Genomic DNA, 16,317 nt, shown 5'->3' on the forward strand with positions numbered 1-16,317 from the left:
GGCATGAGACACAGCCACCCAGGCTACCAGTGGCCCGGCCGACGGCCCAAAACGGTCGTCGGTCGCCGCCCATGGGACCATGGAACCTACGTATAGATCCGACCCGAGGCATAAGGCGCCTCAAGAGACAGGACCCTGCGTGCCCGCGACCCCTAACAATGTGCCCGAGCCGAGCCGTACCGACCCGGCACTGATCCGCAACTTCTGCATCATCGCGCACATCGACCACGGCAAGTCCACGCTCGCCGACCGGATGCTCCAGCTGACCGGAGTGGTCGAGCAGCGGCAGATGCGTGCTCAGTACCTCGACCGGATGGACATCGAGCGTGAGCGCGGCATCACGATCAAGTCCCAGGCGGTGCGGCTGCCGTGGGCTCCCACCCACGATTCCGGCAAGACGCACATCCTCAACATGATCGACACCCCGGGGCACGTCGACTTCACGTACGAGGTCTCGCGGTCGCTGGCCGCCTGTGAGGGCACCGTCCTCCTCGTCGACGCCGCCCAGGGCATCGAGGCCCAGACTCTCGCCAACCTCTACCTGGCGATGGAGAACGACCTCACGATCATCCCCGTGCTGAACAAGATCGACCTGCCCGCCGCGCAGCCCGAGAAGTTCGCCGAGGAGCTCGCCAACCTGGTCGGCTGCGATCCGAGCGACGTGCTCAGGGTGTCCGCCAAGACGGGCCTGGGCGTCGATGCCCTGCTCGACAAGGTCGTCGCCGAGGTCCCCGCCCCGGTCGGCGTCAAGGACGCTCCGGCCCGCGCGATGATCTTCGACTCCGTCTACGACTCCTACCGCGGTGTCGTGACGTACGTCCGTGTCATCGACGGTCAGCTCAACAAGCGCGAGCGGATCCGGATGATGTCCACCGGTGCCACGCACGAGCTGCTGGAGATCGGGACGAACTCGCCGGAGATGCTGGCGGCCGACGGCCTCGGCGTCGGCGAGGTGGGCTATCTCATCACCGGTGTGAAGGACGTCCGCCAGTCCAAGGTCGGTGACACCGTCACCAGCCAGCACAAGGGCGCCGAGGAGGCGCTCGGCGGCTACAAGGACCCGAAGCCGATGGTCTTCTCCGGTCTGTATCCGCTCGACGGCTCCGACTACCCGGAGCTGCGCGAGGCCCTCGACAAGCTCCAGCTCAACGACGCCGCGCTGGTCTACGAGCCGGAGACCTCCGCGGCCCTCGGCTTCGGCTTCCGCGTCGGCTTCCTGGGGCTTCTGCACCTCGATGTGATCCGGGAGCGGCTGGAGCGCGAGTTCGGGCTGGATCTCATCGCCACCGCGCCCAACGTGGTCTACCGGGTGGTCATGGAGGATGGCACCGAGCACACCGTCACCAACCCGAGCGAGTTCCCCGAGGGCAAGATCAACGAGGTGTACGAGCCGGTCGTGCGCGCCACGATCCTCGCGCCGACCGAGTTCATCGGCTCGATCATGGAGCTGTGCCAGACCCGGCGCGGCACCCTCCTCGGCATGGACTACCTGTCCGAGGACCGGGTCGAGATCCGCTACACGCTTCCCCTCGCCGAGATCGTCTTCGACTTCTTCGACCAGCTGAAGTCGAAGACGCGTGGGTACGCCTCGCTGGACTACGAGCCCACCGGCGAGCAGACCTCCAGCCTGGTCAAGGTCGACATCCTGCTGCACGGCGACAAGGTCGACGCCTTCTCCGCGATCACGCACAAGGACGCCGCGTACGCGTACGGGGTGCGGCTTGTCGCCAAGCTGCGCGAGCTCATTCCGCGGCAGGCCTTCGAGGTGCCCATCCAGGCCGCCATCGGCTCCCGGGTGATCGCCCGTGAGACCATCCGCGCCATCCGCAAGGACGTCCTCGCCAAGTGCTACGGCGGCGACATCTCCCGTAAGCGCAAGCTGCTGGAGAAGCAGAAGGAAGGCAAGAAGCGGATGAAGATGGTGGGTTCCGTGGAGGTTCCGCAGGAGGCCTTCATTGCCGTACTGAGCAGTGATGACAGCGCGGGTTCGGGCAAGGCCAAGAAGTAACCGCAGGTAGCACCAGGTGACCCGGCAAATCGCCGCATCAGGGGTCCGTCGTACGAAAGCGCGACGGACCCCTTGGTGTGCGCCGTGTGACCGTCTGGAGGAAGTGACAGGGCGTAGGCCCTTACGCAGTGGGCCGTCGGCCTTTACCCTGATGCCTGCTCGATAGTTACTCGCGAGTTAAACAACGCGAGTGGAACCAGCCGCACGTCAGCCGCACAGTCGCGGGCCCCCGGAGGATGTCGTGAGCACACAGACACTGATCGAGAACCGTCCGCCGAGCGTGGCGGCCCTCTTTCTGGAGCGCGTGACAGCAACGCCGGACGCTGAGGCGTACCGCTATCCCGTGCCGTCGGCCGCGGGACAGGGCGCGGACGACTGGAAGTCGCTGAGCTGGGCGCAGGCCGCCGAGCGGGTCTACGCGATCGCGGCCGGGCTCATCGAGCTGGGCGTCCAGCCCGAGCAGCGCGTGGCCCTCGCTTCCTCGACCCGGATCGAGTGGATCCTCGCCGACCTGGGCATCATGTGCGCCGGCGCCGCCACCACCACGGTCTATCCGCAGACCAACGCCGAGGAGTCGGCCTTCATCCTCGCCGACTCCGAGAGCCGGGTCCTCATCGCCGAGGACGCGGCCCAGGTGGCCAAGGCGCTGGAGAAGCGCGCCGAGCTGCCGAACCTCACGCATGTCATCGTCGTGGACGCGGACGGCGTCGAGACCGGTGACTGGGTGCTCAGCCTCGCCGAGCTGGAGGCCCGTGGCGCGGCCCGGCTGGAGAAGGACCCCGAGCTGATCAAGCAGCGGGTCGGCGCGATCACCAAGGACCAGCTGGCCACCCTGATCTATACCTCCGGCACCACCGGCCGCCCCAAGGGCGTGCGGCTGCCGCACGACAACTGGTCGTACATGGCGAAGGCGATCGCCGCGACCGGCCTGGTCGGCGCGGAGGACGTGCAGTACCTGTGGCTGCCGCTCGCGCACGTCTTCGGCAAGGTGCTCACCTCCGGTCAGATCGAGGTCGGCCACGTCACCGCCGTCGACGGCCGCGTCGACAAGATCATCGAGAACCTGCCGGTCGTGCAGCCGACGTACATGGCGGCCGTGCCGCGCATCTTCGAGAAGGTCTACAACGGGGTCGCCGCCAAGGCCCGCGCGGCCGGCGGCGCCAAGTACAAGATCTTCCAGTGGGCCGCCGAGGTCGCCCGCGAGTACGCCAAGGTCACCCAGGACAACTTCCGGCGCACCGGCACCCACTCCGCGCCCTTCGGGCTCGCCGCCAAGCACAAGGTCGCCGACAAGCTCGTCTACGCCAAGATCCGCGAGGCCTTCGGCGGCAACCTGCGCGCGTGCGTGTCCGGCAGCGCCGCCCTCGCCCCGGAGATCGGCTTCTTCTTCGCCGGCGCCGGCATCCACATCCTGGAGGGCTACGGCCTCACGGAGTCCTCGGCCGCGTCCTTCGTGAACCCCGGCGAGGCCTACCGCACCGGCACGGTCGGCAAGCCGCTGCCCGGCACGGAGGTCCGTATCGCCGACGACGGCGAGATCCTGCTGCGGGGCCCCGGCATCATGGAGGGCTACCACGGGCTGCCGGAGAAGACCGCCGAGGTGCTGGAGTCCGACGGCTGGTTCCACACCGGTGACATCGGGGAGCTGTCCCCGGACGGATACCTGCGCATCACCGACCGCAAGAAGGACCTGATCAAGACCTCGGGCGGCAAGTACATCGCGCCCGCCGAGGTCGAGGGGCAGTTCAAGGCGGTGTGCCCGTACGTCTCCAACATCCTGGTGCACGGCGCCGACCGGAACTTCTGCACGGCGCTGATCGCGCTGGACGAGGTCGCCATCGTGGCGTGGGCCGAGGAGAACGGGCTCGGCGGCAAGTCGTACGCGGAGATCGTCGCCTCGTCGGCCGCCATCGAGATGGTCGACGGGTATGTGCAGCAGCTCAACGCCGGGCTGCAGAAGTGGCAGACGATCAAGAAGTTCCGGCTGCTGCCGCGGGATCTCGATGTGGAGCACGGGGAGATCACGCCGAGCCTGAAGCTGAAGCGGCCGGTTGTCGAGCGGGAGTACAAGGCTCTGATCGAGGAGATGTACGCGGGGACGCGCGAAGCTTAGAGGGTGCCGGGGGACTGTGTGGCGGCTGACGGTCCGCCGTGGCTGGTCGCGCAGTTCCCCGCGCCCCTTTGAGGCTGGCCGGCTCACCTTTTGCCGATAAGTCGACGTATCTCGTGGACCTGCGCGCGCAGCGCCCTCAGGTTCGGGGGTGTGTCGTCGGCGAGCTGGTCCTCCAAGGCCGCCAACTGGGTACTCAGTTCCCGGCTCTGGACATGCTCGCGGCTCAGCAGGCGCTCCAACTGCCTGTTCTTGCGGTGCAGCTCCAGGAACACCGTCACCTTCGCGCGTAGCACCCAAGGGTCGAACGGCTTGGTCAGGTAGTCCGCCGCGCCTGTCGCGTAGCCGCGGAAGGCGTAGCCCGGGTCGTCCTCCGCGCCGGTCAGGAAGATGATCGGGACGTCCTTGGTCTGGTCGAGTCGTTTGATGTTGGTGGCGGTCTCGAAACCGTCCATGCCCGGCATGCGGACATCGAGCAGCACCAGGGCGAAGCGTTGCCGCAGCAGCGCCTTCATCGCCTCCTCGCCCGAACGCGCGCGGACGAGCGGCTCGTTGAGGGACCCCAGTACGGCCTCCAGCGCGATCAGGTTGTCCTCCATGTCATCGACGAGGAGGATGCCGGCACGCTCGTCGGTCGTTGCCTCAGCGCTCATGATGAAGTGGCCTCACTCGGTGATGGTCGGCCGAACCTCTTCCTCCTCGGAAGCGCTCGGTTCCGGTACTACGGTCTTGTCCGCGACCTCGGGGTCCAGGAGGTCGCAGACGACGGTCAGCAGCTGATCCACGTCCACCGGCTTCGGTACGTAGTCGTTGGCGCCCCGCGCGATGGACTTCTCCCGGTCCCCGGGCATGGCCTTCGCGGTGAGGGCGACGATGGGCAGGTCCGTCCAGCGCGGGGTGCGACGGATGGCGGAGATCGTCTCGTAGCCGTCCATCTCGGGCATCATGATGTCCATCAGGACGAGTTCGACGTCCGGGGTGCGCTCCAGTGTCTCGATGCCCTCGCGGCCGTTCTCCGCGTACAGGACCGGCATGCCGACCCGGCCCAGGACATGGGTGAGCGCGAAGACGTTGCGGATGTCGTCGTCCACTATGAGCACCCGTCGGCCCGGCAGGATCTGCCCCGCCCGGCCCGTCTGCCAGGCCTCCAGCTTGGTCGGCGTCGGCCAGGACTCGTCCGCGTCGTGGGCGGTCGAGAAGGTCTCGGTGGACAGCTGCTCCGGCACCGGCAGCGGACGGTCCTCGGGCACCGGCCCCGTGGCGGAGTGACCGGGGCTGACGACCGGGACGTACAGCGTGAACGTGGAGCCCATGCCGGGCTCGCTCGCGGCGACGATACGGCCGCCCAGCAGGCCGGCGATCTCGCGGCTGATGGACAGGCCCAGGCCCGTGCCGCCGTACTTGCGGTTGGTCGTGCCGTCGGCCTGCTGGAACGCCTCGAAGATCACCGGGAGTTTCTCCGCCGCGATGCCGATGCCGGTGTCGGACACCGAGAACGCGATCACGTCGTCGCCCTCGAGGACGTAGTGGTGGTCGGGGTCCTTCACCCGGTTCACGCGCAGCTCGACCTTGCCCGACGCGGTGAACTTGATGGCGTTGGAGAGGAGGTTGCGCAGGATCTGCTGGAGGCGCTGCTCGTCCGAGTACATCTCGCGCGGTACGTCCTCGCCGACCGTCACCTCGAAGGCGAGCCCGCGATCCAGGGTGAGCGGGCGGAAGGTGGCGTGGACATAGTCCAGCAGCTTGATGAGCGGCAGTTTCTTCGGGCGTACGTCCATCCGGCCGGCCTCGATCTTCGACAGGTCCAGGATGTCGTTGATCAGCTGGAGCAGGTCCGAGCCGGAGCGGTGGATCGTCGTCGCGAACTGGACCTCCTGGTCGGAGAGATGGCCGTCCGGGTTGTCGGAGAGCAGCCTCGCCAGGATCAGCAGTGAGTTCAAAGGCGTCCGCAGCTCGTGCGACATGTTGGCCAGGAACTCCGACTTGTACTGCGACGAGGTCGCCAGGAGCGCCGCCTTCTCCTCCAGTTCGGCGTTCGAGCGCTGCAGCTCCGCCTGCTGCATCTGGAGTTCGTCCGAACGTTCCTGGAGCTGCATGGCCAGCCGCTGGGACTCGCCGAGCAGGGACTCCGTACGGGAGTTGGCGATGATCGTGTTGATCGCGACGGCGATGGTGTTCACGAACTGGTCGAAGAACGCCAGGTGCACGTCGGAGAAGCGGGAGAAGGACGCCAGCTCGATCACGCCGAGGAGCTTGTCCTCGAAGAGGATCGGGATGATGACGACGCTGCTGGGAGCCGCCTCGCCGAGCCCACTGTTGATCTTGATGTAGTCCGGTGGGGCCTCCTCGACCAGGATCCGCTTCTTCTCCCGGGCCGCCTGCCGGACCAGGCCGTGCACCGGGAGGCCGCCGGTCTCGATGGTCGTGCCCTGGGCCGAGCCGTATCCGGCGATGAAGGCCAGTCCCTTCGTGGGAACCGTGGTGCGCAGTGCGGCGCTCTCCTCGTCCGGGTCGGCCAGGAAGAACGCGCCGTACTGGGCGTTGACCAGCGGCGTCAGCTCGCGCAGCAGCAGGTCGGCGACCTCCATCAGGTCGCGGTGGCCCTGCATCAGGGCGGCCAGGCGGGCCAGGTTGGACTCCAGCCAGTCCTTGGCGCGGGTCGTCTCGCGCAGGTTGGCCACCATCAGGTTGATGTTGTCCTTCAGCTCGGCGACCTCGCCGCGCGTCTCGACCGTGATCGAGCGGGACATGTCGCCCTGGGCCACCGCGGAGGCGACTTCGGCGATCGCGCGAACCTGGGTGGTCAGGTTCGACGCCAGCTCGTTCACATTCGTCGTCAGGCGCTTCCAGGTGCCGTACACGCCCTCTACCCGGGCCTGGCCGCCGAGCTGGCCCTCGGAGCCCACCTCGCGGGCCACGCGGGTGACCTCGGAGGAGAAGGAGGAGAGCGTGTCGACCATCGTGTTGATGGCGGTCTTCAGCTCCAGGATCTCGCCGCGGGCGTCCACGTCGATCTTCTTGGAGAGGTCGCCGTTGGCGACGGCGGTGGTGACCTGGGCGATGTTGCGCACCTGTGAGGTGAGGTTGTCGGCCATGTAGTTGACGTTGTCGGTCAGGTCCCGCCAGACCCCGGAGACGCCCAGCACCTGCGCACGGCCGCCGAGCCGGCCGTCGGTGCCGACCTCGCGGGCCACGCGGGTGACCTCGTCGGCGAAGGCGCGCAGCTGCTGCACCATTGTGTTGACGGTGTCCTTGAGTTCGAGGATCTCGCCCCGGGCGTCGACGGTGATCTTCTTGGACAGGTCGCCGTTGGCCACGGCGGTCGTCACCTGCGCGATGTTGCGGACCTGCGAGGTCAGGTTCAACGCCATGAAGTTGACGTTGTCGGTGAGGTCTTTCCATACGCCGCTGACGCCGCGTACCTGGGCCTGACCGCCGAGGTTTCCTTCGGTGCCGACCTCGCGGGCCACGCGGGTGACCTCGTCGGCGAAGGCGGAGAGCTGGTCCACCATCGTGTTGATGGTCGACTTCAGCTCCAGGATCTCGCCCTTCGCCTCCACCGTGATCTTCTTGCCCAGGTCGCCCTGGGCGACGGCGGTGGAGACCAGGGCGATGTTGCGGACCTGGGAAGTCAGGTTGTCCGCCATGAAGTTGACGTTGTCGGTGAGGTCCTTCCACACGCCGCTGACGCCGCGTACCTGGGCCCGGCCGCCGAGGTTTCCTTCGGTGCCGACCTCGCGGGCCACGCGGGTGACCTCATCGGCGAAGGCGGAGAGCTGGTCCACCATCGTGTTGATGGTCGACTTGAGTTCGAGGATCTCGCCCTGGGCGTCGACGGTGATCTTCTGGCTCAGGTCTCCGTTGGCGACGGCGGTGGTGACCTGGGCGATGTTGCGGACCTGGGAAGTCAGGTTCGACGCCATGAAGTTGACGTTGTCGGTGAGGTCCTTCCACACGCCGCTGACGCCGCGTACCTGGGCCCGGCCGCCCAGCTGACCTTCCGTGCCGACCTCGCGGGCGACCCTCGTCACCTCGTCGGCGAAGGCGGAGAGCTGGTCCACCATCGTGTTGACGGTCAGCTTGAGTTCGAGCAGCTCGCCGGTCGCCTCGACGGTGACCGTGCGGGTCAGGTCGCCGCGGGCCACCGCCGTGGTCACCAGGGCGATGTCGCGCACCTGCGCCGTCAGCCGGGACGCCATCGTGTTGACGGCCTCGGTCACGTCCCGCCAACTGCCGGACAACCCCGTCACCTTGGCCCGTCCGCCGAGCCGGCCCTCGGTCCCGACCTCGCGGGCCACGCGGGTCACCTCGCCGGTGAACAGGGAGAGCTGGTCGACCATCTTGTTCACGGCACGGCCCAGGCGCCGCAGGTCGCCGCGTAACTGGCGGCTGCCGTCGTGCAGATCGACGCGCTGGGTCAGATCACCGCCGGCCACAGCGTCGAGTACGCGCGTCGCGTTCGCCGCCGGGGCGACGAGCGCGTCGAGCACCTGGTTGACGTCGTTGACGCGGGTCGTCCAGTCGCCGGGGCCCGGGCTCGCCGAGAGCCGCTCGTCGAGCCTGCCGTGCCGGACCAACTCCCGCTTGACCCGTTGCACTTCGCGGTTGAAGTGCGTGCTCCGGTCCATGATCTGGTTGAAGACGGCCGTCAGCTCGGCCACCACTCCCTCACCGGTCTCCGGCAGCCTCCGGAAGTCGCCGTCCCTCGCCGCGGTCATCGCGGCGAGCAGCGGGCGCAGTTCCGATGCTCGAATTTGACCGTCTTTCTGTCCGTCTTCGAGCACACGCGTAGCACGGTTCTCACTCATGGCGGCCCACTTCGGTAACTCGGTGCTTATGGGCGTGGCCAGTCTGTCACTCTGTCGGCGTCGACTGAGGCGAATTCGTCCGAACCGTTCGGGGAGCTGTCCATGGGGGCCATTCCGGCGCAACGGGAGACCGTTTCCCGTGCCTCTGATGCGCCTGCACCCGGGGGCGTGGGCGCGCAAACCCGCGCCACCCTCCCCGGCAGTCCGATCTCCCCGGGTTCCGCCCGCACCCTCGTGCGCAACGCCCTCACCGAATGGGCCGCCTCCGGACTTCCCGGCACCGAGCACCTCAGCGCCCGTCTCGTCGACGACGCCGTGGTGGCCGTCAGCGAGCTGGTCACCAACGCCGTCGTGCACGCCGGCACCGATCTGGAGCTCACCTGCCGTCTGGAGGACACCGGCGCCCTCCTCGTCGAGGTCCTGGACCACCACCCCTCGCGCGCCCCGCGCGACGGTGAGGCGGAGGCGCCGTACGAGACACCGGAGTACGGCCGCGGCCTGCGCCTGGTGTCCCGGCTCGCCGAGTCCTGGGGCGTCACCTATCGCACCGGCGCCAAGACCGTGTGGGCGCGGCTGCCCGCCGAGGACCCCGTGGCGGCCAAGGACGACATCGAGGCGTACGCCGAGGAGCGCGCGCTGGAGCGCGGGCTGCGCGTCGCCGAGATCCTCGCCCCCGAGCCCCAGCGCGCCGAGCGGGAGCGGGACTGGCTCAACCGCGGTGCCCTGTCCTTCCTGGCCGAGGCCTCCGACCTGCTCGCCGGACAGCTCGACGAGAACCTGGTCGCCGCGCTCGCCGGCCAGCTGATCGTGCCGCGGCTGGCGGACTGGTGCGCGGTGTGGCTGGAGGACGAGATCGCCGGGCGCTGGGGATACCCACGATCGGGTGAGACCGGGGGCGGGGCGGGCTGGCCGGCGGACGCCGCCGCCGGGGCCGGGCCGCGGCTGGCCCGCGTCTGGCACGGCTCCGAGAATCTCATCGAGGAGCTGCGCCAGGCCCTGGAGAAGGAGCCGCCGCTTCCGGCCGACGACCACCGCACCGGCCCGGTCGACTACCCCTGGCCCGGTGCGGCGCTCGGCGCGCGCGGGGTGCGCGGCACGGCGCTCGCGTACCGCCTGATCGCCGGGGGCCGCCCGCTGGGCACGCTCGTCATCGGGCGGGCCGACCTCATGCGCTTCCCCGACGAGGTCACCGGGCTCGTCGAGGACCTCAGCCGCCGGGTGGCCCTCGCCATCGGCGCGGCCCGCCAGTACGCCCGGCAGGCCACCATCAGCCGGGTCCTGCAGCGCGGACTGCTGCCCGGCGCCGTCGCGGAGATCCCCGGTGTGGTCAGCGCGCTGGTGTACGAGCCGTGCGACAAGGGCGGCCCGAGCGGTGACTTCTACGACCTGTTCCCGGCCGGCGACGGCCGCTGGTGCTTCGCCATCGGGGACGTCCAGGGCAAGGGCCCCGAGGCGGCGGTGGTGATCGGCATCGCGCGCCCCTGGCTGCGGCTCCTCGCCCGGGAGGGCTACCGGGTCGCCGACGTCCTCGACCGCCTCAACCAGCTCCTCCTCGACGACGCCACGGAGGCCGCTGACGCGGCCGCGCGCGCCCTCGTCGGGCCGGTCCCGATGGCGCCCGGCGACGGCCCGCAGACCCGCTTCCTGTCCCTCCTCTACGGCGAACTCACCCCCTTCGACGGCGGCATCCGCTGCACCCTCGCCTCCGCCGGACACCCGCTGCCGCTGCTGCTGGGCGCCGGCGGCGAGGTCCACACCGCCGCGCATCCGCAGACCATCCTCGGGGTCGTCGAGGACGCCACGTACACCAGCGAGACCTTCGAGCTGCGCTCCGGGGACACCCTGTTGTGCGTCACCGACGGGGTGACGGAGCGGCGCAGCGGCACCCGCCAGTTCGACGACGGCGACGGCCTCGCGACCGCGCTCGCCGGGTGCGCGGGGCTGAACGCCGAACTGATCGCGGAACGGATCCGCAGGCTCGTGCACGAGTTCAGCGGCCGTCCGCCGGAGGACGACCTGGCGTTGCTGGTGCTTCAGGCCGAGTAGCGGTTCGGTCGGGTTCCGGCGGGCACGCGCGCGTGCTGGACAATAGAACCCATGCCTTCCGCACTCCCCGACGGCGAGCCCGTCCCCGACGACGGCACGCTCCCCGCGTCCGCCCTCGCCGGGTCCGCCGACCGACCCCTCGGCTTCTACCTGCACGTCCCGTACTGCGCGACCCGCTGCGGCTACTGCGACTTCAACACCTACACGGCGACCGAGCTGCGCGGCACGGGCGGAGTGCTGGCGTCCCGCGACAACTACGCCGAGACCCTCGTCGACGAGATCCGTCTCGCCCGCAAGGTCCTCGGCGACGACCCGCGCGAGGTCCGCACGGTCTTCGTCGGCGGCGGTACGCCCACGCTGCTGGCCGCCGACGATCTCGTACGGATGCTGGGGGCGATCCGCGACGAGTTCGGGCTGGCACCGGACGCGGAGATCACGACGGAGGCGAACCCGGAGTCGGTGGACCCGGCGTATCTGGCCACCCTGCGCGAGGGTGGCTTCAACCGGCTCTCCTTCGGCATGCAGAGCGCGAAGCAGCACGTGCTGAAGGTCCTGGACCGCACCCACACCCCGGGCCGCCCCGAGGCGTGCGTCGCGGAGGCCCGCGCGGCGGGCTTCGAGCACGTCAACCTGGACCTGATCTACGGCACACCGGGCGAGTCGGACGACGACTGGCGGGCCTCGCTGGAGGCGGCGATCGGCGCCGGCCCGGACCACGTGTCCGCCTATGCCCTGATCGTCGAGGAGGGCACCCAGCTGGCCCGCCGCATCCGCCGGGGCGAGGTCCCGATGACGGACGACGACGTCCACGCCGACCGGTACCTGATCGCGGAGTCGGTGCTGTCGCAGGCGGGCTTCGACTGGTACGAGGTCTCCAACTGGGCGACCTCCCAGGCGGGCCGCTGCCTGCACAACGAGCTGTACTGGCGGGGCGCCGACTGGTGGGGCGCGGGGCCGGGGGCCCACTCGCACGTGGGCGGCGTCCGCTGGTGGAACGTGAAGCATCCGGGCGCGTACGCGGCGGCACTGGCGGCGGGCCGCTCGCCGGGGGCCGGGCGCGAGCTGCTGTCCGAGGAGGACAGGAGGGTCGAGCGGATCCTGCTGGAGCTGCGGCTGCTGGAGGGGGCGCCGCTGGAGCTGCTGCGGGAGGAGGGGCGCGCGGCGTCGCGGCGAGCGCTGGCGGAAGGGCTGCTTCAGGAGGGGCCGTACGAGGACGGGCGTGCGGTGCTGACCCTGCGGGGGCGGTTGCTGGCGGACGCGGTGGTCAGGGATTTGGTGGACTGATCACTCCGGTGGGTGAATCGGCACCGGAGGCACGCTTGGGCGGCGACGTCAGGCCTCGCCGCCACCCGTGACGAAGTCGATCAGCTCCTCCACCCGCCCCAGCAACTCCGGCTCCAGGTCCTTGTAGGACCCCACCCGCTTCAGGATCGCCTGCCACACCGCCCCGGTGTTCTCCGACGGCCACCCCAGCGCCCGGCACACCCCCGTCTTCCAGTCCTGCCCGTGCGGGACGCGTGGCCAGGAATCGATGCCCAGGGCCGACGGCTTCACCGCTTCCCAGATGTCGATGTACGGGTGGCCCACGACCAGGGCGTGTTCGCTGGTCACCGACTCGGCGATGCGCCACTCCTTCGTGCCGGGGACGAGGTGGTCCACCAGGACGCCCAGGCGTGCATCCGGGCCAGGAGCGAAGTCGGCCACGATCGAGGGCAGGTCGTCGACGCCCTCCAGGTACTCCACGACCACGCCCTCGATGCGCAGGTCGTCGCCCCAGACCTTCTCGACCAGTTCGGCGTCGTGGCGGCCCTCCACGTAGATACGGCCGGCGCGGGCCACACGCGCGCGTGCGCCGGGGACGGCGACCGAACCGGACGCCGTACGGCTGGGACGCGCGGGAGCCGAGGACGACGGGCGTACGAGCGTCACCACCTTGCCCTCCAGCAGGAACCCCCGCGGCTCCAGCGGGAACACGCGGTGCTTGCCGAAGCGGTCCTCCAGCGTCACCGTGCCCGCCTCGCAGCGGATCACCGCGCCGCAGAAACCCGTGCCCGGCTCCTCCACCACCAGGCCCGGGTCCGCCGGCACCTCGGGGGCGGGTTTGGGCTTCTTCCAGGGTGGGGTCAGGTCCGGGGAGTACTGGCGCATTCGGATGACGATAGGAGAAGCCCCACGGGTACGTCTCGCGGATCAGGGCGACACGCCGAAGCGGGCCGCCAAGGCGTCCCGCTGGCGTCGTACGAACTCCGCGTCCACCACCGCTCCGTGACCGGGCACGTACAGCGCGTCCTCGCCGCCCAGGTCCAACAGGCGGTCCAGGGCGGCCGGCCAGTGCGTCGGTACGGCGTCGGGGCCCGCCTGGGGTTCGCCGGACTCCTCCACCAGGTCGCCGCAGAAGACGACCTCCCGGTCGCCGGAGGCCGCGCCCGGCACCAGCACGACCAGATCGTGGGCCGTGTGGGCCGGGCCCACGTTCGCCAGCAGGACCTGGCGGCCGCCCTCCAGGTCGAGGGTCCACTCGCCGCTCACCTGGTGCCGGGGGTGGACCAGGGCGTCGAGGGCCTCGTCCGCCGCGTCCGGGTCCAGACCGTTGCCCACGGCGTCCGAGCGCAGTTCCGCACGCTCGTGCGCGAACACCGTGTCCATGCCCACCGCGCCGTACACCTCCGCCCCGGCGAACGCCGCAGCCCCGAAGACGTGATCGAAGTGGGGATGGGTCAGCGCGAGATGAGTCACACGGTGACCCGCGAGCCACTGCGCCTGCGTACGCAACCGCGCGCCCTCTCCGAGGCTTGACCCGGCGTCGATCACGAGCGCCGTGTCCCGGCCCACGACCAGCCCCGCGGTGCAGTCCCAGCCCGGAAGCCGGCACCTGCCCACCCCGGCCGCAAGCCGTTCCCACCCGAGCTCTTCCCAAGTCACCGTCATACGGCGACGCTAACCAAGACACCACCGTCGGGCACGGTGGTGCCGGACCGGCCTTGCCCGGGGCGTACCCCACCGCCGTACACTGGCCGGGGACGGTTGGCACTCACCAGCGCAGAGTGCCAGGCGAAATGTCAAGGGGACGACTTCTGGAGGTGTGCGCGGTTGCTGAGTGAACGCAGGCTTCAGGTGTTGCGCGCCATCGTCCAGGACTATGTCGGGACCGAGGAGCCGGTCGGGTCGAAGGCGCTGACCGAGCGGCACAACCTCGGGGTCTCCCCGGCGACCGTCCGTAACGACATGGCTGCCCTGGAGGACGAGGGTTTCATCGCCCAGCCGCACACCAGCGCGGGGCGCATCCCGACCGACAAGGGTTACCGGCTGTTCGTCGACAAGCTCGCCGGCGTCAAGCCGATGACCCCGCCGGAGCGGCGCGCCATCCAGAACTTCCTCGACGGCGCCGTCGACCTCGACGACGTCGTGGCGCGCACCGTGCGGCTGCTCGCGCAGCTCACGCGGCAGGTCGCCGTCGTGCAGTACCCGTCGCTGACCCGGTCCACCGTCCGGCATGTGGAGCTGCTCTCGCTCGCGCCCGCGCGTGTGATGCTCGTGCTGATCACGGACACCGGGCGGGTCGAGCAGCGGATGATCGACTGTCCCGCGCCCTTCGGCGAGGCCTCGCTCGCGGACCTGCGCGCGCGGCTCAACAGCCGGGTCGCGGGGCGGCGCTTCGCCGATGTGCCGAGGCTCGTCGAGGACCTCCCCGAGGGCTTCGACATCGAGGACCGCGGCACCGTCTCGGCCGTGCTCTCCACCCTTCTGGAGACACTCGTCGAGGAGAACGAGGAGCGGCTGATGATCGGCGGCACCGCCAATCTCACCCGCTTCGGACATGACTTCCCCCTCACCATCCGGCCCGTCCTGGAGGCCCTCGAGGAGCATGTCGTGCTCCTCAAACTCCTTGGCGAGGCAGGGGATTCGGGCATGACCGTACGCATCGGTCACGAGAACGCCTACGAGGGACTCAACTCAACGTCCGTCGTGTCGGTCGGCTACGGTTCGGGCGGCGAGGCAGTAGCCAAGCTCGGCGTGGTCGGACCGACCCGCATGGATTACCCGGGAACGATGGGAGCGGTACGCGCAGTGGCACGGTACGTCGGACAGATCCTGGCGGAGTCGTAAGTGGCCACGGACTACTACGCCGTTCTCGGCGTGCGTCGCGACGCGTCGCAGGAAGAGATCAAGAAGGCCTTCCGGCGGCTCGCGCGCGAGCTGCACCCGGACGTCAACCCGGATCCGAAGACCCAGGAGCGGTTCAAGGAGATCAACGCCGCTTACGAGGTGTTGTCGGACCCGCAGAAGAAGCAGGTCTACGACCTCGGCGGCGACCCGCTGTCCCAGGCGGGCGGCGCGGGAGCCGGCGGCTTCGGCGCGGGCGGCTTCGGGAACTTCTCGGACATCATGGACGCCTTCTTCGGTACGGCGTCCCAGCGCGGCCCGCGCTCGCGCACCCGCCGCGGCCAGGACGCGATGATCCGGCTGGAGATCGAGCTCGACGAGGCGGCCTTCGGCACGACGAAGGACATCCAGGTCGACACGGCCGTCGTCTGCAACACCTGCAACGGTGAGGGGGCTGCCCCCGGCACCTCCGCTCAGACGTGTGACATGTGCCGCGGTCGCGGTGAGGTGTCGCAGGTGACGCGGTCCTTCCTGGGCCAGGTCATGACGTCGCGGCCCTGCCCGCAGTGCCAGGGATTCGGGACGGTGGTTCCCACGCCGTGCCCCGAGTGCGCGGGCGACGGACGCGTTCGGTCCCGTCGGACGCTCACGGTCAAGATCCCGGCCGGTGTAGACAACGGCACCCGGATCCAGCTCGCCGGCGAGGGCGAGGTCGGGCCCGGTGGCGGTCCCGCCGGTGACCTGTACGTCGAGATCCACGAGCTGCCGCACTCGACCTTCCAGCGGCGCGGCGACGACCTGCACTGCACGGTGACGATCCCGATGACCGCGGCGTCCCTCGGCACGAAGGTGCCGCTGGAGACGCTGGACGGCCTCGAGGAGGTCGACATCCGGCCCGGCACCCAGTCCGGTCAGTCGATTCCGCTGCACGGACGCGGTGTGACGCATCTGCGGGGTGGCGGGCGCGGCGATCTCATCGTCCACGTCGAGGTCACCACGCCGACCAAGCTGGACCCCGAGCAGGAGCGGTTGCTGCGCGAGCTGGCCAAGCTGCGGGGCGAGGAGCGGCCGCAGGGGCAGTTCCAGCCGGGTCAGCAGGGGCTGTTCTCGCGGTTGAAGGACGCGTTCAACGGGCGCTGATGGGTGTGTGGGGGTTGCTGCCGTGGCTGGGGGCTGCCGCCCCCGGACCCCCGCTTCGGCCCTGAACGGGCCTTGTCCTCAAACGCCGGACGGGCTGATTT

Annotated in this window: 10 protein-coding genes; 6 read left to right on the top strand and 4 right to left on the bottom strand. The window is 69.8% G+C overall.

What is annotated here, in order from left to right; translation table 11 throughout:
- The first annotated feature begins 139 nt into the window (after window positions 1-139).
- The gene (gene lepA / locus ACWGDB_RS09920; RefSeq protein WP_453821977.1) at window positions 140-2,008 is read left to right on the top strand and encodes a translation elongation factor 4; all 1,869 of its coding nucleotides are present in this window, start codon (window positions 140-142) and stop codon (window positions 2,006-2,008) included.
- A gap of 241 nt (window positions 2,009-2,249) precedes the next feature.
- Complete coding sequence (locus ACWGDB_RS09925) at window positions 2,250-4,121, top strand: AMP-dependent synthetase/ligase (RefSeq protein WP_453821978.1); 1,872 nt, start codon at window positions 2,250-2,252, stop codon at window positions 4,119-4,121.
- A gap of 83 nt (window positions 4,122-4,204) precedes the next feature.
- Here ACWGDB_RS09925 and ACWGDB_RS09930 read toward each other — a convergent pair whose 3' ends face one another.
- Entirely contained in the window at window positions 4,205-4,771 is a 567-nt protein-coding gene (locus ACWGDB_RS09930; RefSeq protein ID WP_453821979.1) for a response regulator, read from the bottom strand.
- Between the two features lie 12 nt (window positions 4,772-4,783).
- Window positions 4,784-8,926 carry a HAMP domain-containing protein gene (locus tag ACWGDB_RS09935; RefSeq protein WP_453821980.1) on the bottom strand — a complete coding sequence of 1,381 codons (4,143 nt, stop codon included), beginning with the start codon at window positions 8,924-8,926 and terminating at the stop codon, window positions 4,784-4,786.
- A 102-nt stretch (window positions 8,927-9,028) separates the two neighbouring features.
- Here ACWGDB_RS09935 and ACWGDB_RS09940 point away from each other — a divergent pair, with 102 nt between their 5' ends.
- Together ACWGDB_RS09940 and hemW are read left to right on the top strand one after the other, a co-directional pair.
- Window positions 9,029-10,972 carry a SpoIIE family protein phosphatase gene (locus tag ACWGDB_RS09940; protein ID WP_453821981.1) on the top strand — a complete coding sequence of 648 codons (1,944 nt, stop codon included), beginning with the start codon at window positions 9,029-9,031 and terminating at the stop codon, window positions 10,970-10,972.
- Window positions 10,973-11,023: 51 nt separating this feature from the next.
- Window positions 11,024-12,256, top strand: a complete 1,233-nt coding sequence (hemW, locus tag ACWGDB_RS09945; protein WP_453821982.1) for a radical SAM family heme chaperone HemW — start codon at window positions 11,024-11,026, stop codon at window positions 12,254-12,256.
- Between the two features lie 48 nt (window positions 12,257-12,304).
- Here hemW and ACWGDB_RS09950 read toward each other — a convergent pair whose 3' ends face one another.
- A complete protein-coding gene (locus ACWGDB_RS09950; protein ID WP_453821983.1) occupies window positions 12,305-13,120 on the bottom strand; it encodes a DUF3097 domain-containing protein in 816 nt (271 codons plus the stop codon).
- A gap of 42 nt (window positions 13,121-13,162) precedes the next feature.
- Window positions 13,163-13,900 carry an MBL fold metallo-hydrolase gene (locus ACWGDB_RS09955; protein WP_453821984.1) on the bottom strand — a complete coding sequence of 246 codons (738 nt, stop codon included), beginning with the start codon at window positions 13,898-13,900 and terminating at the stop codon, window positions 13,163-13,165.
- A gap of 162 nt (window positions 13,901-14,062) precedes the next feature.
- Here ACWGDB_RS09955 and hrcA point away from each other — a divergent pair, with 162 nt between their 5' ends.
- Window positions 14,063-15,079 (top strand): heat-inducible transcriptional repressor HrcA, encoded by a 1,017-nt coding sequence (gene hrcA, locus ACWGDB_RS09960; RefSeq protein ID WP_453821985.1) that lies wholly within the window; start codon window positions 14,063-14,065, stop codon window positions 15,077-15,079.
- Complete coding sequence (gene dnaJ, locus ACWGDB_RS09965) at window positions 15,080-16,216, top strand: molecular chaperone DnaJ (protein WP_383611045.1); 1,137 nt, start codon at window positions 15,080-15,082, stop codon at window positions 16,214-16,216.
- Window positions 16,217-16,317 lie beyond the last annotated feature (101 nt).

This window comes from Streptomyces sp. NPDC055013 (assembly GCF_053608645.1).